This is a genomic window from Pseudomonas sp. SCT (genome assembly GCF_003864275.1).
Taxonomy (GTDB): domain Bacteria; phylum Pseudomonadota; class Gammaproteobacteria; order Pseudomonadales; family Pseudomonadaceae; genus Stutzerimonas; species Stutzerimonas stutzeri_AE.
Genome location: NZ_BDJA01000007.1, coordinates 116,932 through 135,552, shown reverse-complemented (window position 1 = coordinate 135,552; position 18,621 = coordinate 116,932). Strand labels below are relative to the sequence as shown.

14 protein-coding genes and 1 tRNA gene are annotated in these 18,621 nt (G+C 66.0%); 4 read left to right on the top strand and 11 right to left on the bottom strand.

What is annotated here, in order from left to right; all coding sequences use genetic code 11:
• Positions 1 to 23: 23 nt before the first annotated feature.
• The 10 genes from tssI to BHD08_RS17790 all read right to left on the bottom strand — a co-directional run bounded on the left by tssI (position 24) and on the right by BHD08_RS17790 (position 11,776).
• A complete protein-coding gene (gene tssI, locus BHD08_RS17835; protein ID WP_125023914.1) occupies positions 24 to 2,072 on the bottom strand; it encodes a type VI secretion system tip protein TssI/VgrG in 2,049 nt (682 codons plus the stop codon).
• A gap of 20 nt (positions 2,073 to 2,092) precedes the next feature.
• Positions 2,093 to 3,064 carry a serine/threonine-protein kinase gene (locus tag BHD08_RS17830; RefSeq protein ID WP_125023912.1) on the bottom strand — a complete coding sequence of 324 codons (972 nt, stop codon included), beginning with the start codon at positions 3,062 to 3,064 and terminating at the stop codon, positions 2,093 to 2,095.
• Positions 3,061 to 3,792, bottom strand: a complete 732-nt coding sequence (locus tag BHD08_RS17825) for a PP2C family serine/threonine-protein phosphatase (RefSeq protein WP_125023910.1) — start codon at positions 3,790 to 3,792, stop codon at positions 3,061 to 3,063. Before BHD08_RS17825 ends, BHD08_RS17830 begins: the two co-directional genes overlap by 4 nt.
• On the bottom strand, positions 3,792 to 7,331 hold the full coding sequence (gene tssM / locus BHD08_RS17820; RefSeq protein ID WP_125023908.1) for a type VI secretion system membrane subunit TssM: 3,540 nt from the start codon (positions 7,329 to 7,331) through the stop codon (positions 3,792 to 3,794). The genes BHD08_RS17825 and tssM overlap by 1 nt, the downstream gene beginning before the upstream one ends.
• A 1-nt stretch (position 7,332) precedes the next feature.
• Entirely contained in the window at positions 7,333 to 8,214 is an 882-nt protein-coding gene (gene icmH, locus BHD08_RS17815) for a type IVB secretion system protein IcmH/DotU (RefSeq protein WP_125023906.1), read from the bottom strand.
• 5 nt (positions 8,215 to 8,219) lie between these two features.
• A complete protein-coding gene (gene tssK, locus BHD08_RS17810) occupies positions 8,220 to 9,551 on the bottom strand; it encodes a type VI secretion system baseplate subunit TssK (protein WP_125023904.1) in 1,332 nt (443 codons plus the stop codon).
• A gap of 2 nt (positions 9,552 to 9,553) precedes the next feature.
• Positions 9,554 to 10,036, bottom strand: a complete 483-nt coding sequence (tssJ, locus tag BHD08_RS17805) for a type VI secretion system lipoprotein TssJ (RefSeq protein ID WP_125023902.1) — start codon at positions 10,034 to 10,036, stop codon at positions 9,554 to 9,556.
• A 4-nt stretch (positions 10,037 to 10,040) separates the two neighbouring features.
• A complete protein-coding gene (gene tagH / locus BHD08_RS17800) occupies positions 10,041 to 11,237 on the bottom strand; it encodes a type VI secretion system-associated FHA domain protein TagH (RefSeq protein ID WP_125023900.1) in 1,197 nt (398 codons plus the stop codon).
• Between the two features lie 20 nt (positions 11,238 to 11,257).
• Positions 11,258 to 11,359: a type VI secretion protein gene (locus BHD08_RS17795; protein WP_373278835.1), complete on the bottom strand. Its 102-nt coding sequence runs from the start codon at positions 11,357 to 11,359 to the stop codon at positions 11,258 to 11,260.
• 340 nt (positions 11,360 to 11,699) lie between these two features.
• Positions 11,700 to 11,776, bottom strand: a tRNA-Arg gene (locus tag BHD08_RS17790).
• Between the two features lie 161 nt (positions 11,777 to 11,937).
• Between BHD08_RS17790 and BHD08_RS17785 the strand changes: the two genes are divergently transcribed.
• A complete protein-coding gene (locus BHD08_RS17785) occupies positions 11,938 to 12,639 on the top strand; it encodes a cytochrome b/b6 domain-containing protein (RefSeq protein ID WP_125023898.1) in 702 nt (233 codons plus the stop codon).
• A gap of 37 nt (positions 12,640 to 12,676) precedes the next feature.
• Here the strand turns inward: BHD08_RS17785 and BHD08_RS17780 are convergent, their stop codons facing one another.
• Positions 12,677 to 13,129 (bottom strand): cytochrome c, encoded by a 453-nt coding sequence (locus tag BHD08_RS17780; protein WP_125024068.1) that lies wholly within the window; start codon positions 13,127 to 13,129, stop codon positions 12,677 to 12,679.
• Positions 13,130 to 13,441: 312 nt separating this feature from the next.
• Between BHD08_RS17780 and gabD the strand changes: the two genes are divergently transcribed.
• From gabD to BHD08_RS17765, 3 genes are all read left to right on the top strand, one after another.
• Positions 13,442 to 14,890 carry an NADP-dependent succinate-semialdehyde dehydrogenase gene (gene gabD / locus BHD08_RS17775; RefSeq protein WP_125023895.1) on the top strand — a complete coding sequence of 483 codons (1,449 nt, stop codon included), beginning with the start codon at positions 13,442 to 13,444 and terminating at the stop codon, positions 14,888 to 14,890.
• A gap of 148 nt (positions 14,891 to 15,038) precedes the next feature.
• Positions 15,039 to 16,247 (top strand): HDOD domain-containing protein, encoded by a 1,209-nt coding sequence (locus tag BHD08_RS17770; protein ID WP_015278861.1) that lies wholly within the window; start codon positions 15,039 to 15,041, stop codon positions 16,245 to 16,247.
• 231 nt (positions 16,248 to 16,478) lie between these two features.
• A complete protein-coding gene (locus BHD08_RS17765; RefSeq protein WP_015278860.1) occupies positions 16,479 to 18,584 on the top strand; it encodes a 3-hydroxyacyl-CoA dehydrogenase NAD-binding domain-containing protein in 2,106 nt (701 codons plus the stop codon).
• Positions 18,585 to 18,621 lie beyond the last annotated feature (37 nt).

The window sequence follows — 18,621 nt, the reverse complement described above, 5'->3', positions numbered from 1 at the left end:
GGGCAGCTGGCTCTGTCCTTTTCTTAGCCTGAAAAATTGAGCGAGCGCTTGCGTTTGCTGAGCAGGCTGTCCGCCTCACCCGGCACTGCCTGCTCCAGTAGGCTCCCGGCCTTGTCGCTATCAGCCATCCCCGGCAGCACCGGCGGCTTGATCTTGATCCCCGAGCCCTTGCCCGGTGCGCCGCCGGCGTTGATTCGCGCTAGCGGGCCAGAGACGGTGATGCCGCCTGGGTCGAGCTTAATGAAGCTGCCGCCGGCTTTAAGCGTGAGTTCGACGCCGGCTTCGATGACCATCTTCTGCCCGGCCTTGAGATGGATCTCGCGGCCGGCCTTGGTCAGCTGGGCGGTGCCGAGCTTGATGTGCTGGGTCTGGCCGATGGTGAGGTGGTCGTCAGGTTTGACTTCCACCTTGCAGTCGCCGGCGACGATGAGATGTTCCTCAGCCTTAAACTCGCTGTAGCTGTTGGCCTCGACGGTGTCGTGGCGTTCATTACCGACGCTGATTTTCTGATCGTGCTCGATGTTCTCGTCCCAGTCGCGTTGGGCGTGGAGGTAGATCTGTTCGGCGCCCTTGCGGTCTTCGATGCGCAGCTCGTTGTAGCCACCACCACCCGGGGAGCTCAGGGTCTTGAAGACGGTGCGGGTCTTGTTGGCCGGCAAGTCGTAGGGGACCTGATGCTCCTTGTGGTACAGGCAGCCGGTCACCAGCGGTTGATCGGGATCGCCTTCGAGGAAGGTCACCAGCACTTCCATGCCGACCCGCGGGATGGCGATACCGCCGTAGCGGTCGCCGGCCCAGCTGGAGCTGACGCGCAGCCAGCAGCTGGTCTTGTCGTCGGCCTGGCCTTCGCGATCCCAGTGGAATTGAACGCGCACGCGTCCGTACTCGTCGCAGTGGATTTCTTCGCCGGCGTGACCGGTGACCACGGCGGTCTGGCTGCCAAGGACCTTCGGCTTCGGATGGTTCAGTGGCGGGCGGAAGGGGATGTCCCAGGGCGTGGCGATGAAGTGGTTGCGGTAGCCCTGGATGAAGCCGTCACCGGTATCGACATGGCTGGTGACTGACTCCTCCAACACTTGTGGCTGCTTGCCTTCATGCAGCACCTCGGTCAGCAGCCAGAGGTCGTTCCATTCGCGGCGCGGGTGGTCGGAGATTTCCAGCAGATGGCCGCTGACCAGCCGCGGCTGGTCGCTGTTGCCCTCGGCCAGGCGGTAGTCGTGGCGGTGGCGCTCCAGCGCGCGTTGCGCGAGGTGCTTGCCGCGGGCGCGTTCGGTGAAGCGACCCGGGTAGTCGTAGTCTTCCAGGTCGGGCTGCGGCAGCGCGTTCGCTGCTGGCTCGCCGCGGTAGGCCGCTTCCATCAGCAGCCTGGGTTGTTCGAAGTCGTAATCACGTCGGCCGACCCGGCTGGTGCGTGTCGCGACGCGCACGGCGAAGCGCTTGATCACCGGCTCGTCAGCCGTCATGCCGTTGTCCTGCAGATAGGCGGTCGGCTGGCCGAGTCGGGCGAAGCTGGTCTGGTCGTCGCCGAAGACCAGCACGTGGCCTCTGGTGCTGTGCTCGAAGTGGTAATGGATACCTTCTTCCTCGCACAGGCGCTGGATGAAGTGCAGGTCGGTCTCGTCGTACTGCACGCAGTACTCGCGCTTTGGGTAGATCACCGGGCCGAGCTGGAAGCGGTAGGCATCGGCCTGGATGCCATGTTCTTCGAGCACTTGGGCGACGATCTGCGGCACGCTGAGGTGCTGGAAGATGCGCTGGTTGGTGCGATGGGCGAGGTAGGCCAGCTGCGGCACGAGCGTGAGCCGATAGCGGGTCAGGCGCTTGCCGGATTCGCCCTGGGCGATACGGTGGACCAGACCGTGTATGCCCATGCCGGCGGGGTCGAAGGTTAGAAAGGCGGGCTTATGCAGCAGTGCCTGCAGATCGAGGTCGGGGCGCTCGCTGACCAGTTCCAGGTCGAAGCGGTAGGGCTGGCTGATGGCCTCGCGGCCCCGGAATTCGAGCACCTTGAAGTCGTGTTCGACGCCTTCCAGGGTCAGGCTGAAGTGGGTTTCATTGGCCGCGTTGAACATGGGCTGTCCTTGTCCTGATGTCATCCGTGGGAATGGCCGAACCAGCGCTGCCAACGGTTCGGTGCGGGGCGGCTGAAGGCGTGCAACAGGCCCGCCGCATCGATGCTGCGCTGCGCTTCGTCGAATGCCAGCGCCAGACGCAGTGCCGGCCAGCAATGCGCGGGCAGCTGAAGCGGCCGTTGCAGGGCGCGATCCAGCTCCATCGCCTTGGCCTGGCGGGCGCTGAGCCGGCGAAACGGATGGCTGCCGCTGGCCAGTTCATAGAGCACGCAGGCCAGGGCGTACACATCCGCCGCGGCGGTCAGCTCACCGCCGTCGAGCAGTTCCAGCGCGGCATAACGCGGTGTCCATGCGGCGAAGCGCGTGCGGCACAGGCGCGGTAAACCGGGCAGCAGGCCTTCCAGCGGCTGGCCGAGGCCATAGTCGAACAGGCGCAGGCCGTCATCGGCGAGCATCACGTTGCTCGGTTTCAGGTCGCCATGCAGTACGCCCAGGCTATGGGAGTAGGTCAGCGCTTCCAGCAGTGGTAACGCAATGCCCTGCAGTTCGCTCCAAGGCATGCCCTGTAGGCGTTCGCAGAGCAGCTGGTCGAGGGTTGGGCCCTTGAGCAGCTCCAGGGTGATGAAGGCGCGCTGGCTGGCTTGGTCGATGTCGAAGTTGTACAGGCGCACCACATGCCGATGGCTAAGGCGTGTGGTCAGCGCGTATTCGCTGTAGAGCAGCGCGCTGGCGTCGGGGTACTCGGCAAAATCCTCGCTGAGCGTCTTTAGCGCCACGTAGGGTTCCGGATCGCCGAACTGTTCGCGCAGCAGGTCACGCGCTCGATAGACCGCGCCCATGCCGCCGACGCCGAGCAGCCGCTCGATCCGATAGCGGCCGCCGAGTACGTCCGGCAACTCGCCGGCAGGCGTCTTCGGTGCCACCGGCGCTGGCGCGGCCGCGGTGGATGCCAAGGCAAAATAGGTGAGATCGCAGGCGGGCTGGGCGTTCATCGGCGGATCACCACGGCGCTGAGATTGTCCCGCGCCGGGCCCTTGAGCGCCTGGCAAAACAGCCGCTCCAGCGCCAGCTGCGTGGATGGCAGGCTGAGTGCGGCGCCGAGGGCGTCGGCGGACATGCTCTGGTATAGCCCATCGCTGCACAGCAGCAGCGTGTCGCCAGGCAGCACGACGAACTCGAGGATGTCCAGCTCCAGCTTCTCGCTGGCGCCGATGGCGCGGGTCAGCGCATGGGCGGCCGGGTGTTTGGCGGCAACCTCGGGGCTGAGCTGCTGCTCGTCGATCAGTTGCTGCAGCAACGAGTGGTCGCGTGACAGCTGATAGAGACGGCCGCTGCGCCACAGGTAGCAGCGGCTGTCGCCGGCCCAGATGCAGGCGGCGTGGTCACCCTCCATGAGCAGGGCGACCACGGTGCTGCCGATCACCGGATCGGGGCGTTCGGCGGTGACCGTCAGTTCCTGGCTGAGCCGGCGATTCAGCTCATGCAGGCAGCGCCGCAGCGCCAGCAGCCGCTCAGGCAGATCGCCCGTAGTGGATAGATCGACCAGCTGCTCGATGATCAGGCGACTGGCCAGAGCACCGTTCTGGTGTCCGCCCATGCCGTCCGCCACGGCCCAGAGCCCGGCCTGTGGGAGGTCGAGAAAGGCATCTTCGTTGCGCGCACGCACCTTGCCGGTATCGGTGCGCGCGGCGCTGCGCCAGCTGCATGCCGTTGCGTCCATCACAGCGTCGCCGGCAACTTGAAGCCGCGCAGCAGCGCGAGGTCGAACGGATTCGGCGAGCGCTGCGCGTGCAGCAGGTAGTTGGCGCGCAGGCCGCCGAGATCGGCCTTGAGCATCAGCACGTCGCGGCCGCTGTGGTAGTCGACCTGCATCAGGTCGATCAGGCGGAACAGCGACCAGGGCCCGGTGTTCTTCTCGATACCGACACGACGGCCGCCGAGTTCTTCCACCACCAGGCTGGTGCGTCCGTCGTCGGCTTCGGCCGGCCAGCGGAATGCGGTCTGCACGATCGGCCCGTGGCGGTACTCCAGCTGCTGGTTGCCGAAGCGGAAGTCGGCGCGGCCGAGGCTGGAATCCAGCGAGTACGGTTCGAGCTTGAACAGGATCAGCGGTTCGTTGGGGTTCTCCGCAAAGAAGCTGCGGCGAATGGTCTGCGCCCGGCTCATCTGCGCCAGGAACTGCTCGGACAGCGGCAGGCCGCGACCGTCGACCCGGCGCAGTTGATACTGCCCAGCGCTGCCGCTGACGAAGGGCTTGAGGTAGCGCTCGAAAAAGCTGTCCGCCAGGCCCTGGGCCTTGAAGAACTCGCGGAAGTCGGCGAGGGCGACGTCGCTGGCGCTGTGGGCGCTGAACGGATAGCGCTCGCGCAGCGAACCGCGGTAGCTGGCGTAGAGCTCGTTGCGATAGCGCTGGTTGAGGTAGTGGTAGGCATCGGTGAGCACCAGCGACCAGCTGTCTTCGGCCAGCAGTCCCAGCCACTTGCCGACCGGTTGCGGCAGCCGTGCAGCGCTGCTGCGCAGCTGGTTGATGGCGTCGCGCTGGCCGCCCATGCGCGCCTTGGCCATCTCGAATGCGGCCTGTTCCGGAGCGCTGGCATGAGCCAGGGAAGCCAGCTGCAGTTGCAGGGCGTCGAGGGCCTGCAGACTGGCACTTAACTCGGGGCCGGCTGCGCCGTTTTCGTCGAGCAGCTGGTGCAGCGGTGCAAAGCGACGCTCCAGGGTCTTGCGCGCGGTGTCCGGCGTGTTTTTCAGCAGTGCTGCCTGGGCCTGCTCGGCGGCGGCGGTGGCCAGCTTGGCTGCCTTGCCGAGCTTGCCGCCGGCGCCTTGCGCCGCTTCGGCGAGCTCGCCAGCCCCGGCGGTCGCTTCGGCCAGACCGGCGAAGCGGGTGTTCTCGCGCACCTCCAGCAGCAGTTGCAGCAGCGGCGAGTTGGCGGCGGTGAGCCCAGCGAGCTGCGCGGCACCTTGGGCCGCGCTGCCGGCCGGCAGGATGTTCAGTTGGGCGATCGCTTCGCTCCAATGCGCGGCGTAGTCGCGGAAGTACAGCTGTTCCATTTCCACCAGCAGACGGCCGAGATCCTTGGCGCTGAGGCTGTCGCCTTCGCCCAGTACCCAGTTGTCGCGCAGGATCTCGCTGACCAGATCGGCACCCTGGGCGACGAACAGCTTGTGATAGCCGCGCTGGGTGTAGAAGCCGGGAATCGTATAGTCGCCGCCGACGAACAGGGATGCCTGCGGGCCGAGCTGGGTGTTCAGCCGATAGTCGGGAAGATTGCGCGCCTGGTCGCGCAGCATGCGGTACACCACTGCCGCCAGCGATTCGCTGCGCAGCTGGGCACGGGCCTTGGCCACCAGATTGTCGTTCAGCTGATACGGCGCGAAGGACTCTTCCAGCAGGCGCGCGAAATGGGTGTTGAGCCCCTGCTGCGCCACAGCGTTGCCCGGATGGCGAAGCGACCAGTCGGCGGCCAGCCAGTCCTTGAGGAAGGCCTCTTCACGGCGGTCGGCCAGGTTCAGCATGAGATAGGCGCGCAGGCTGCCGAGCAGCTGCTCGCGGTCGTTCAGGTTGGCGCGAATCTGCGCTTCCAGCTGCCGGGCGACACGTGGCAGCAGCAGTTTCTCCAGATCGCGGCGGTAGGCCTCGTGCAGCGTCGGGTCGACCGCTTCGCCCTGATACAGGCCGCCCCGGCGCAGCCAGGACACCTCGTCTTTCGGCGGGAACACCTGCGTCGCCGCATAGCTCGCGTCCAGAGCCTTGAGGGTGCGCAGTGCCTCGTCTTCCGCCTCGATGGTCTTGCGCTCGCTGCCGAGTCGCTGGGCGATGTCGCGCAGCTGTTCCAGGCGTTCATGGTTGCCGGAGAAGTTCAGAGCCCAGGCAGCGCCGAACAGCAGCAGACAGCCGAAGGCACCGGCATAGAGGGCACGCTGGCCCCAGTCGATGCGGCGCACTTCGCGCTGGTCGAGGCCGGCCAGTTCGGCTTCGGGGAAGATCACCCGGCTGAGCAGCTGATTGATGAAGCGCGCACGACCGCTGCGGAAGGTCGGCAGCGCACTGCTGGACATGCCGAGCTGGCGGCCGATGCCGGCGGTGAGCGGGTCGAGCGTTTCGCGCAGCTGCGGCGCGCTGGTCAGGTAGAAGCCACGCAGCTGGCTGGCACGCTGGTAGCGGTTGCCGGAAAAGGCGAGTTCGATGAACAGGCTCAGGCGCTCGCCGATCTGCCCCAGCTGATGCGGGAAGTCGAGGATCCGGCCACGGCGCTGTGTATCGCGCTCTTGATGCATGCGCAGGATCACCTGGCTGTTCAGCCGGCGCAGCAGTTCCTCGAACTCCTGGCGCACCACCTGCGCATCGCTGCCGTTCTGCTCCTTGCGGAAACTCGCGCCGAGCACCTGGTCGCTTTCCTCCCGCGACAACTGCTCGAAGAAGTCGTCGAAACCGAGAATCCGGTCGGACTTGCTCAGCACCAGGTAGACCGGCACGTCCACGTTCAGACGCTGATGGATCTCGTGCAGGCGCTGGCGGGTCTGGCGGGCCAGGTTCTCCAGCTCCAGTTCACTGCCGCCCTGCAGCTGGTCCACCGGCAGGTTGACCAGCACGCCGTTGAGCGGACGCGCGCGGCGCTTGCGCAGCAGGCCGATCAGGGTGTCCCAGGCGCTGCCGTCGACAGCTGCATCGGGCTGGGACAAGTAGCGGCCGGCGGTGTCGATCAGCACGGCATGATCGGCGAAGTACCAGTCGGCATAGCGGGTGCCGGAGACGTCCTTGGTCAGGCGCTGCTGTTCGCTGCGGTTGAGCGGGAAATCCAGCCCGGAGAAGTCCAGCAGGCTGGTCTTGCCGCTACCCTGCGGACCGATCAACAGGTACCAGGGCAGCTCGCTGCGCCATTTCTCGCTGCGCCCGCGATAGAGGCTGGAGGTCTTCAGGGTGCGTAGCGCCTGCTTGAAACGATGGCGCAACTCCTGTTGCTCTTCGCCGATCAGGCCGTTGCGGCGCAGCTGTTCCTGGACGTCCTGGTCCTCGGCGTCGCGCTTCCTGCGCGCACTGGCGCGCCAGCTGGCGAAGACCATGGCCAGGCCCCAGCCGAGAAACAGCACGCTGATGCTCAGCAGGCGTGCGGTCGACGCTTCCCAGAAGCGGTAGTCGTCGACCGCCAGCAGCGGCCCGACGAACCACACCACGACTGCCAGCAGCAGGACCAGCAGCAGGCTCCAGACCCAGGTCCGGCGCAGCACGGCGCCGAGCTTGCCAAAGAACGTCTTCATTTCATCTCATCCCTGAAAAGGTGGAATCGCCGGCATCCATGTCCAGCGAGCGATAGGATTGCAGCACGCTCTCGCGTTGTTCGCCCAGCACCCAGGCGAAACCGCCGTAGATCACCCCGAGGCACATCAGGGTGAACAGCGCGACCATCCACCAGGGCACGATGCGCACCAGGCGTCGGCGGGTGTCCTTGAGGCCTTCCCAGTGCGGCGACAGCTCGCGCGGGATGTCGCCGCGCATCTGGCGGATCTGTCGGTAGAGGCTGTCGCGTACCGCTTCCAATTCGAGCATGCCGCGCGGCAGCACGCGGTACTTGCCCTCGAAGCCGAGGGACAGGCAGAGGTACATCAGCTCGAGCATCGGCAGGTGCTTGACCGGGTTGCGCGACAGCCGCTCGAGCAGCTGGAAGAACTTCTCGCCGCCGAAGGTCTCGTTGTGGAAGGAGGACAGCAGGCTCATCTGCGACCATTCGCTCTCGTTGCCCCAGGGCGTGGTCACCACGGCCTCGTCGAGCACGGTGCAGAGCACGTAGCGCGCCGCCATCACCTGGCTGCTTTCGGCGCCGTCATGCAGCGCGCGGTGTTCGAACAGCTTGATCGCGCTGCTCAACTGGCCGTGCAGGGCCTGCAAGTCTTCGCTTTCCAGGCTGTGCTTGAAGCGCACCACTTCCGAGAGCAGCGGCGAGGCGGCAGCTACCAGCGGATTGAGACTGATGTTGAAGGTTTCCGCCGGGCGCAGGCGCGCCGCGTAGATCATCCGCTCCTCCAGCTGCTCGAAGCGCGGCGGGGTGTCGAAGTCGGTCAGCGGGCCTTGTGCCGGGGTCTCTCCCGCGCGATTGACGATGACCGTGCGGTCGTCCTGTCCGTAATCCATTTCCTTGATCATGTCGCTCAGTCCCTGACCGCCCAGAATTTCAGTTCGAGCCCGGTGAAGTCACCGGACACATGGAAGGCAAAGCCGCCGGAGCGCTCCAGCTGCGCCTGGTCCTCGGCGCTGAGCTCCAGGGCGAAATAGGTTTTGCCGGCATGGAAGGGGATTTGCCGCGGCGCCACCGGCAGCGGCTTGAGGCGGATGCCCGGCAGATGCAGGTTGACCAGCTGGCGGATACGCTCCACCGGGCCGATCTTCAAGTGCGCCGGCAGCCGCGTGCGCAGGGTTTCCGAATCGCACTGGGCGCTGGCGGCGAGCACGAAGGACGCCGTGCCGAGCAGCTTGTGGTCATGCAGCGGCGATACCTGGATGCCGTACTGACGCTGCTGCAGCAGCAGCTCGATGGCGTGCTGTTCGAGCACCATCGACAACACCTGGCGAATCGCGTCCATCAGCTTGCGGAAGCTCGCGCCCTGGTCGCTGTGCTGGTAACGGCCATCCAGGCGCGGGCGCTTGCTCTCGCTGGAGAAGGTCGCCAGCTCGCCGAGCAGGCCAAGCAGGTCGCGGTAGATCTGCTCCGGATGCACCTGCTCCACGCCCAGGTAGTGGCGCAGCACCGGTTCGTGACGGTTGATCAGCTGCAGCATCATGAAGTCGCCGACCTCGGCGCCACCCACCTTGCCGGTGGCGCTGATGCGCTCGGCGAGGGTATCGCCGCGGTGGGCGAGCATGCTGATCACTTCCTTCAGGCACGACAATAGATAGCCGGAAGCCTGGAAGTTGACGTAGGTGGGAATGAACTCGGGGTCGAGGCTGATGACCCCGTCCGGCGTGGTGTCTAGCACCTCGCACAGCTGCAGCTTCACATAGGCCTGGTCGCTCTGCTGCTCGCCCAGCAGCAGGCGGAAATCCGGCAGTCCGGTGCTGACCTGGCTGGTGCTGCTGTCGCCGGCATTGGAGTCGGCGACGTCCAGCTCATGGGCGGTATAACGCGCCAGCACGTCCTTCTGTTCGGGCCGGCGGGTTTCGATGTGGTTGCCGGTGACCAGCGGCAGCGCGAGATAGACCGGTGTGCTGCCGGTGTTCGGCGGGATGTCCAGCGCCAGTGGCTCGCGCTCGCTGCCCAGCTCGAACAGCGTACCGTCCGGGAGGATGCCGCTGGCCTGGCTGAGCACCAGCTTGCCCATGTTGAGGAACTGGCGGTCAATCTCCAGGTTGAAGAACCCCCAGGCATAGCTGCCCAGCTTCTGGGTGCGCGCCTTGAGTTGGTGATCGTAGTAGCGATCGCTCTGCTGGAAGTGCTGCGGACGCAGCAGCATGCCTTCCTGCCAGACAACCTTGTGCAGGCTCATGCTTATTGTCCTTCTTCGGCGAGCGGGTCGAACAGCGCGATGCCGCGCTCGTCCAGGCTCAGGGCGACGCGGGTGCGCTCTTGCGGCGGTACGGCGATGACGTAGCGCCAGCTGGCTTCCGGCAGGTCGCGGTAGGCCGCCAGCACGCCGACGTAGCGGCTGCCGTCCTGCACCGACAGCTTCAGCTCGCGGCTCTCGCCGGGGCGCAGCTCCAGTTCCTCGGAGGTCACCCGGTCCGGTGCCAGGGCTTCCTTGGGCCGCTGGTAGAGGGCGAAGAAGTCGCCGTTTTCGAACGCCACCGGATGCTTGAGCTCCAGCAGGCGCAGCACGATCGGCGAAGGCCGGCCGTTGAGGTCGGGGTTGAGACGGTCGCTGCCGTGCAGCTCGAGGTCCAGCTTGGTCAGCTTGGAGTACGGCGACAGTGCTGAGCAGCCGCCCAGCACGAGCAGCGAGGCCAGCATGGCCAGGGTGATGCGACGAGGCATGGGATCATCCTTGATGGGTTGAATCGAGCGTGGCGATCAGGCGCACCTGCTCCTCATAGGTCTTGGCGAAATCGCGGGCGAACAGCCGTTCGCTCCAGTCGGCGTCCTGGCCGAGGCTGTGATGCAGACGGCGGTAGGCGCGCCAGCGACTGCCGGCGGTGGCGAGCAGCGGTTTGCGGCCTTCGCGTTCGAAACGCAGCGCCAGCTGCTCCGGGGCCAGTTGTTCGAACATCGCCTGCACCGCTGCGCGGCTGGCGGCCAGCAGTGCCACCTGATGCGCCTGCAGGTCGCGGAAGGCGCGACCGACGGCCTGTTCGGCCGGCAGTTGGCCGGGCTTGCTAGCGCGCAGCAGGGCGCTCATGGCCTCGCCCGCATCGGCGCTGTGCTTGAGTGGGTTGTTGCCGGCGCTCTGCACCGTGGTCAGCGCCAGGCGCAGCTCGTTCTTCAGCTCGCTGCGGGTGCGCAGGCTCTGCTGCAGACCGCCGATGCTTTGCTTGAACAGGCGGGCGGCATTCAGTGCCAGCGCCTGACGCTGGTCCTCGTCCATATCCTTGAGATCGACACCCAGCGCGTCGCCGAAGCGCTGCCAGAAGCCGGGAGGCAGGCGTTCAGGCTCCGGTTCGCGCTTGGATTCGGTTGCCACCGGCGGCATGACCAGCTCCGGCAGCGGCAGGCTTTCGGTGTCGATGCGGGCGTAGTCGCGCTGCTGGGCCTGGCGTTGCGGTGCCACCAGCGTCAGGTCGAGGTCGTCGACTTCGGCATAGATGCGCTCCTGCTGATCCATGGCGACCAGTGGATCGAGGTCGAGGAAGGCATCGTCGGGGATGATGGTGCCGGCCGGTTGCGGGCGGCCGATGTCGCCTTCGAACAAGGCCGGGTCCTGGATCAGCCGGGCGCGGATCTCGAAGTCGCCCAGGCAGTAGACGCTGCCATGTTCGATGCGCTGCGGCTGGCCCTTGACCAGGCTGGCGCCGCTGTCCTTGAGCTGGATGCCGTTACTGCTGGTATCGGTGAGAAAGAAGCCGCCGTCGCGGTAGCTGATCACGGCGTGACGGCCGGAGAGGACGCGCTTGCGGTCGGGGATCACCCAATCGCAGCCTTCGGCCCGGCCGATCACGCCGCCGGCCTGCTTGAAGGTTTTGGTGGTCAGCAGCCCGGGCACGAATTGCTGGGCGCCCACCATATCGAAGACCAGTTCCATGGTCGTGTCGCTCCTTGCGGTTACTTGCCGCGATTCAAGGCTTGCGGATCACCCAGCGGGCGATAGTGGTCATCGTCGAATTTGTAGTTGCCGGTGCAACCGGCGAGCAGCGCGGCGGCGATGAGCGAAACGAGGGCGTAATAGCGCACGGGCACGCGATTTCCTCCTTGAAGTCGTGTGTGGGGGCAAGGTGCGCATGGCGCGACCTGAGCGAGGCATTGAAGTTCAGTTGTCGTGCGGGCTCGGTGAACGGGTTCACAGAACACCCGACGGATGCGTCTAAAACGAGCGTGAGGTCAGGTTGAGGCGGCTCGGTGACGCCGCGCGGCAGGTTTGCCTTGCGCCGGCCGACCGTTGCTGGCAGGTGATCCGCTGATCGCTGACGTACCTGCAGAAACGCAAAAGCCCGCAGCGAGCGGGCTTTTGCGAAGCGCTTCGAGCGGAACTCGAAACGACTATATATGGCGCATCCGGCGGGATTCGAACCCACGACCCCTGCCTTCGGAGGGCAGTACTCTATCCAGCTGAGCTACGGATGCGTTGCGGGGCGCAATCATACGCATGTCGTTGACGGGCGTCCATGCTGGTGCGGCCGGGCGGATACGCCCAGGTGCGGCTTTTTCGCAGCTGCCTGTCACCGGGCCGGCTGGTACCCTTGCGTGTCGCGGCCGGGGGCCGTGGGTGTTCGGATGGCGAGGGGATGGAGATGTCGGGCCATATCAAACTCTGGGACGCGCCGCTGCGGCTGTTTCACTGGCTGTTCGCCGGGGCGGTTATCGCGGCCATCGTCACGGGCTGGGTCGGCGGCAGTCTGATGCCCTGGCATGGCCGGCTCGGCCTGCTGGTACTGGGGCTGCTGGTGTTCCGCCTGATCTGGGGCTTCGTCGGTTCGACGTACGCCCGCTGGTCGCGGATCTTCGCTGCCACGGTTGGTGTGAAGGACTATCTACAGGGCAACTGGCGCGAAGCCGGGCACAATCCGCTCGGCGCGTTCTCGGTGCTGGCCATGCTGCTGCTGGTGACCTTTCAGGTGACCAGCGGATTGATGGCAACCGATGACATCGCCTTTCAGGGCCCGCTCCATGCGTTGATCAGCAGCGAGACCGGCAGCGCGCTGAGCGGCCTGCATCGGCAGGCGAAGTGGCTGCTGCTGGTGCTGATCGGCATGCACATCGCAGCCATCATCTATTACACGCTGGTGATGCGCCGGCCACTGGTGCGGGCGATGATCGCGGGACGGACGCAGCGCGAGCATCCGTCCCAGCAGGATGCGCGGGGTGGCTCGCTGCCCTCGGCGGTTCTGGCGATCGCTCTGGGTGCGGCTTGCGTCTGGGGCGTGCAGGCGGTGGGGGATTGGCTGCGGCCTGAGCCGGCGGCGGTGGCGCCCAGCCTGGACTGGTAAGCCAGCCGACCGGCAGGTGTCGGCTGGCTGCGCCTGATCAGTCGGCGCGGAACTTGTCATGGCAGGACTTGCAGCTGCCGCCGACATCGCCGAAGGCCTTCTTGATCGCGGCCTGATCGCCTTCTGCGGCGACCTTGGCGAGCTGGTTGGCGGCGGCGGTGAAGCTGCGACCGATCTGCCCGGCTTCGTCGAGGTTCTGGAAGAACTCAGGCTTCAGGCGAGTCGCCTTGCCCAGCTGCTCGGTGGTGGTGTCCGGGCTGTACAGGCTGCCCATGCCGGAGTTGGCGATCGCGGCGATGGCATTGGCGGCCGCAGCCACCTTGGCCTGATCGTAGGGCTCCTTGCCGTCGATTACCTGGGCCTTGATCTTGCCCATGTTCCACGACATGAACTGGTAGCCGGCCTGGCGGGTTTCGACCATCTCTTCCGGTTTCATCTGCGCCTGGACGGCAGTGCTGGCCAGCAGGACGGCGGCCACGGCGCCTGTCATCAATGCTTTCACGGTAACTCCTTATCGATCCTTGGTTATCGGCGGCCGAGGCCGCTCGCGCGCAACTATACCCCGGCCAGTAGCAGGGTTTGGGTAACAAGGCGTGACAGGCCGCGCAGGCATCAGGCTGGTCAATGGCGCGACAACGCCAAGCGCCATGAACTTGCCGGGCCGGTGGCTGCGGTCCTAGCATGGTCGTTCGCAGTGCAATGCGGCGACAGGAACCGGGCGGCGAAGGACGGTTCAGATGAGCGTCGTATCAGCCAAACTTTCCGCAGCGGGCCTGCCGCTACGATGCCCGAGGAGACTGCCATGCAACTCAAAGACACCGCTCTGTTCCGTCAGCAGGCCTATATCGATGGCGCCTGGGTCGATGCCGACAGCGGCCAGACCATCAGCGTGAACAACCCGGCCACCGGCGAGACGCTCGGCACGGTGCCGAAGATGGGCGCCGCGGAAACCCGCCGCGCCATCGATGCCGCCGAGCGGGCGCTGCCGGCCTGGCGTGATCTGACCGCCAAGGAGCGTTCGCAGAAGCTGCGTCGCTGGTTCGAGCTGCTGATGGAGAACCAGGACGACCTCGGCCGCCTGATGACGCTGGAGCAGGGCAAGCCGCTGGCCGAAGCCAAGGGCGAGATCGCCTACGCTGCCTCGTTCATCGAGTGGTTCGCCGAGGAAGCCAAGCGCATCTACGGCGACACCATTCCCGGGCACCAGAAAGACAAACGCATCATCGTCATCAAGCAGCCGATCGGCGTGACCGCGGCGATCACACCGTGGAATTTCCCGGCGGCGATGATCACCCGCAAGGCCGGCCCCGCGCTCGCAGCCGGCTGCACCATGGTGATCAAGCCCGCTTCGCAGACGCCGTTCTCGGCGCTGGCGATGGTCGAGTTGGCCGAGCGCGCCGGCATTCCCAAGGGCGTGCTCAGCGTGGTGACTGGCTCGGCCGGCGACATCGGCAACGAGCTGACCGCCAACCCCAAGGTACGCAAGATCTCCTTCACTGGCTCCACCGAGGTCGGTGCCAAGCTGATGGAGCAGTGCGCGCCGGGCATCAAGAAGGTCTCGCTGGAGCTCGGCGGCAACGCGCCGTTCATTGTCTTCGACGATGCCGATCTGGACGAGGCGGTGAAGGGTGCCGTGCAGTCCAAGTACCGCAATGCCGGGCAGACCTGCGTCTGCGTCAACCGCATCTATGTGCAGGACGGCGTGTACGACACCTTCGCCGAGAAATTCCAGGCGGCGGTGGCCAAGCTGCGGGTTGGCAATGGCCTGGAGGAGGGTACCGATCTCGGTCCGCTGATCGACGATCGCGCTGCCGCCAAGGTCCGCGAGCACATCGAGGACGCGGTGGCCCAGGGCGCGCAGCTGGTGGCAGGTGGCCAGGCCCATGCGCTGGGCGGCAGTTATTTCGAGCCGACCGTGCTGGTTAACGTGCCGGACAGTGCCAAGGTGGCCAAGGAAGAGACCTTCGGCCCGCTGGCGCCGCTGTTCCGCTTCAAGGACGAGGCCGACGCGATCGCCAAGGCTAATGACACCGAGTTCGGCTTGGCCTCCTACTTCTACGCGCGCGATCTGGGCCGCGTGTTCCGCGTCGCCGAGGCGCTGGAGTACGGCATGGTCGGCATCAACACCGGGCTGATTTCCACCGAGGTGGCGCCATTCGGCGGGGTCAAATCGTCCGGCCTCGGCCGCGAGGGCTCCAAGTACGGCATCGAGGACTACCTGGAAATCAAGTACCTCTGCATGGGCATTTGATGCCCCCTGCGACAGTCGGTCTCAGGGGCTGGCTGTCGCGTTCTCCTCCGGTCAGAATCGCTCGCCCCCGCAGCGCGTCGCGTTAGTCGACGCGCTGCAATTGTCGACCTGCCATCCGGTAGCAGTCGTCTCCCCAGCGAGTACCACGGTGAGCATCTCGGCCCAAGTCTCCTTCGTACTGGTCGCCTACAACGAACCGTGGCGTGCGGACCAACTTTGTCAGCTGGTGCGCCAGCTGCGGCCCGGCATGCGTGTGCAACCGGCGGCCGATGGCCATGCCGCCCTGGCGACGTGCAAGCGGCAGGCGCCCAGCCTGCTGATCGTGGATGGCGAACTGGACGGGCTCGACGGGCGCCAGCTGCTGCGCGAGCTGCGTCGCCATGGTCCGACCCAGCGCCTGCCCTGCGTGCTGATCAGTGCCCGTACCGATACCGCCAGCGTGCGCACCGTGCTGCCGCTCGCGCCGGCCGCCTATCTCGGCAAACCCTATGATCTCGCTGACCTGCGCCAGCGGCTGGACAAGCTGCTGCCGCGGTCGGCCGGCCACGCTGGCGCGGCGCGCCTGGCCGTGGTCGATGACCTCGACAGCTTTCTCGAACGCATGCGTCCGCATAATCGTGGAGCGCCGCTGCTGGACAGCGTACTGACGGCGTTGCAGCGTTTGCAGGGCGGCGACCAGGATTTCGCCGAGCTGGAGGAGCTGCTGTCGCGCGATCCGCAGGTCAGCGCCCGGCTGATCAGCGTTGCCAGCAGCAGTGCGGCAACGTCGGCGGCATCCTGCGTGAGCCTGGCGCAGGCGCAACGACAGCTGGGCGCCGCGCGCAGTCTGCAGCTGGTCACCGAACTGGCCCTGCAGCACAACGCCCGGTTGGTCGAGCCTCGCCTCGCCGAGCTGGCGGCGCAGCTCAGTGCCCAGGCGCTGCGCACGGCGCGCCTGGCGAGCTGGCTGGCGCGCCAGCTGAAGCTGGATGCCGAGCTCTGCTTCAGCGCCGGACTGCTGCAGAACATCGGTGAGCTGGCGCTGTTGCGCAGCCTGCAGGAATGGCTCGACAGCGGCGGCGCGCTCGATGAGGCAGAGCTGCAGCGCTGTCTGCGCGAGCGTGCGGCCGGCTTCGGCTCAGCGTTGCGGGCGCAATGGGCGCTGCCATTGGAGTTGCGTCAGGTAATCAGCGCCTACTACACGTTAGGTGCCGGTGTGCTGCGCCGCGAAGCGCTGATACTCAATCTGACACGCCTGCTGGTGGAGCTGCCTGAAGGCACTGAACCTACCTCTCTGGCCAACGAACGTACGGTACGTTTGCTGCGCATCGACCCCGACCTGTTGCTTCGCGCTCCGCGGCACGCCGTTCCAGGCTGAAGCCGCCGCGCGCTTTGGCGGCATTATTCCGCTGATTGATAATGCTCTCCGGCGCCGGACCCATTACCCGCAACATCACACCTGCTGGGCATTACGCCTTCTGCATCGGCTAAACCGCTCCCAACAGCAGGCCTATCGACACGCGTAACGTGACTCCATTATTCTGCTGTGCGAAACATGATTCCGTGAAATTACAATTCCAATCAGCATTTCACACAGCGGAGGCCAGTCATGACAGATGTCGTACGGCTCGAAGTTCAGGGCGAGATCGCGCTGATCACGGTCAACAATCCACCAGTCAATGCCCTTGGCCAGGCGGTGCGTGAGGGGCTGCAGAAGGCCTTTCAGAGCGCCGAAGCGGACCCGCAGGTACGTGCGGTGGCGCTGGTCTGCGAGGGCAACACCTTTATCGCCGGGGCCGACATCAAGGAATTCGGCAAGCCGCCGCAGGCGCCGAGCCTGCCCGAGGTGATCGAAATCATCGAAGCCTGCAACAAGTCGAGCGTTGCGGTCATTCATGGCACCGCGCTCGGTGGCGGGCTTGAAGTCGCGCTGGGCTGCCATTACCGCATCGCGCGCAAGGACGCCAAGGTCGGCCTGCCGGAAGTGAAGCTGGGTTTGTTGCCGGGCGCCGGTGGCACCCAGCGGCTGCCGCGTCTGGCCGGTGTCGAGAAGGCGCTGGAGATGATCGTCAGCGGCCAGCCGATCAGTGCGGCCGAGGCGGTCGAGCACAACATCGTCGACGAGCTGTTCGAGGGTGATCTGGTGGAAGCTGGCCTGGCCTATGTCCGTCGCATGGTCGAGGAAGGCCGCACACCGCGACGTACTGGCGAGCAGACCCAAGGCCTGGAGGGCGCCGACAACGAGGCGCTGATTCGCGCCAAGCATGCCGAGGTGGCCAAGCGCATGCCCGGGCTGTTCTCGCCGCTGCGTTGCATCGCGGCGGTCGAGGCTGCGACGAAGCTGCCGCTGGCCGAAGGCCTCAAGCGCGAGCGTGAGCTGTTTGCCGAGTGCCTGAACTCGCCTCAGCGTGGTGCATTGGTTCATTCATTCTTCGCCGAGCGCCAGGCGGGCAAGATCAACGATCTGCCATCCGATACGAAGCCGCGGTCGATCAACTCCGCCGCGGTGATCGGCGGCGGCACCATGGGTGTCGGTATTGCGCTGAGCTTCGCCAATGCCGGCGTGCCGGTGAAGCTGCTGGAAATCAATGAGGAGGCGCTGCAACGCGGCTTGCAGCGCGCCCGCGACACCTACGCGGCGAGCGTCAAGCGCGGCAGCCTGACCGAAGACGCGATGGAGCAGCGCCTCGCGCTGATCGAGGGCGTGACCGAGTACGCCGCGCTGGCTGATGCCGACGTGGTGGTCGAAGCGGTCTTCGAGGAAATGGGCGTCAAGCAGCAGGTGTTCGAGCAGCTGGATGCCATTTGCAAGCCCGGCGCGATTCTCGCCTCCAACACTTCCTCGCTTGATCTGGACGCCATCGCGGCTTTCACCAAGCGCCCGGAAGATGTGGTCGGCCTGCATTTCTTCAGCCCGGCCAACGTCATGCGCCTGCTGGAAGTGGTGCGCGGCGCGAAGACCAGCGATGAAGTGCTTGCCACTGCCATGGCGATCGGCAAACAGCTGAAGAAGGTCTCGGTGGTGGTCGGCGTCTGCGATGGCTTCGTCGGCAACCGCATGGTTTTCCAGTACGGCCGCGAGGCAGAGTTCCTGCTGGAGGAGGGCGCCACGCCACAGCAGGTCGACGCTGCGCTGCGCAACTTCGGCATGGCCATGGGACCGTTCGCCATGCGTGACCTGTCGGGCCTGGACATCGGCCAGGCGATCCGCAAGCGTCAGCGCGCGACGCTGCCGGCGCACCTGGATTTCCCCACCGTCTCCGACAAGCTCTGCGCCGCCGGCATGCTCGGGCAGAAGACCGGCGCCGGCTATTACCGCTACGAGCCAGGCAACCGCACCCCGCAGGAAAACCCCGACCTCGCGCCTATGCTGGAGGCAGCGTCGCTGGAAAAGGGCATCGAGCGAAAGGCGCTGGACGAGCAGTACATCGTCGAGCGCTGCATCTTCGCGCTGGTCAACGAAGGCGCGAAGATTCTCGAAGAGGGCATCGCCCAGCGTTCCAGCGATATCGACGTCATCTACCTGAACGGCTACGGCTTCCCGGCCTTCCGTGGTGGCCCGATGTTCTATGCCGACAGCGTCGGCCTGGACCGGGTGCTGGCGCGGGTCAAGGAACTGCACGCACGTTGCGGCGACTGGTGGAAGCCAGCGCCGCTGCTGGAAAAACTGGCCGCCGAAGGCCGCACCTTCACCGACTGGCAGGCCGGGCAATAAGTGCCGCCCGCCTGCAAACCGAACGCAGCATGAGGAC

Coding starts and splice junctions, on each gene's coding strand:
- gabD (WP_125023895.1), top strand. CDS start 13,442: ATGCAACTCAAAGACACCGCTCTGTTCCGTCAGCAGGCCTATATCGAT.
- tagH (WP_125023900.1), bottom strand. CDS start 11,237: ATGGAACTGGTCTTCGATATGGTGGGCGCCCAGCAATTCGTGCCCGGG.
- tssI (WP_125023914.1), bottom strand. CDS start 2,072: ATGTTCAACGCGGCCAATGAAACCCACTTCAGCCTGACCCTGGAAGGC.
- icmH (WP_125023906.1), bottom strand. CDS start 8,214: ATGATCAAGGAAATGGATTACGGACAGGACGACCGCACGGTCATCGTC.
- tssM (WP_125023908.1), bottom strand. CDS start 7,331: ATGAAGACGTTCTTTGGCAAGCTCGGCGCCGTGCTGCGCCGGACCTGG.
- BHD08_RS17780 (WP_125024068.1), bottom strand. CDS start 13,129: ATGACAGGCGCCGTGGCCGCCGTCCTGCTGGCCAGCACTGCCGTCCAG.
- BHD08_RS17785 (WP_125023898.1), top strand. CDS start 11,938: ATGGAGATGTCGGGCCATATCAAACTCTGGGACGCGCCGCTGCGGCTG.
- tssK (WP_125023904.1), bottom strand. CDS start 9,551: ATGAGCCTGCACAAGGTTGTCTGGCAGGAAGGCATGCTGCTGCGTCCG.
- BHD08_RS17830 (WP_125023912.1), bottom strand. CDS start 3,064: ATGAACGCCCAGCCCGCCTGCGATCTCACCTATTTTGCCTTGGCATCC.
- BHD08_RS17765 (WP_015278860.1), top strand. CDS start 16,479: ATGACAGATGTCGTACGGCTCGAAGTTCAGGGCGAGATCGCGCTGATC.
- tssJ (WP_125023902.1), bottom strand. CDS start 10,036: ATGCCTCGTCGCATCACCCTGGCCATGCTGGCCTCGCTGCTCGTGCTG.
- BHD08_RS17825 (WP_125023910.1), bottom strand. CDS start 3,792: ATGGACGCAACGGCATGCAGCTGGCGCAGCGCCGCGCGCACCGATACC.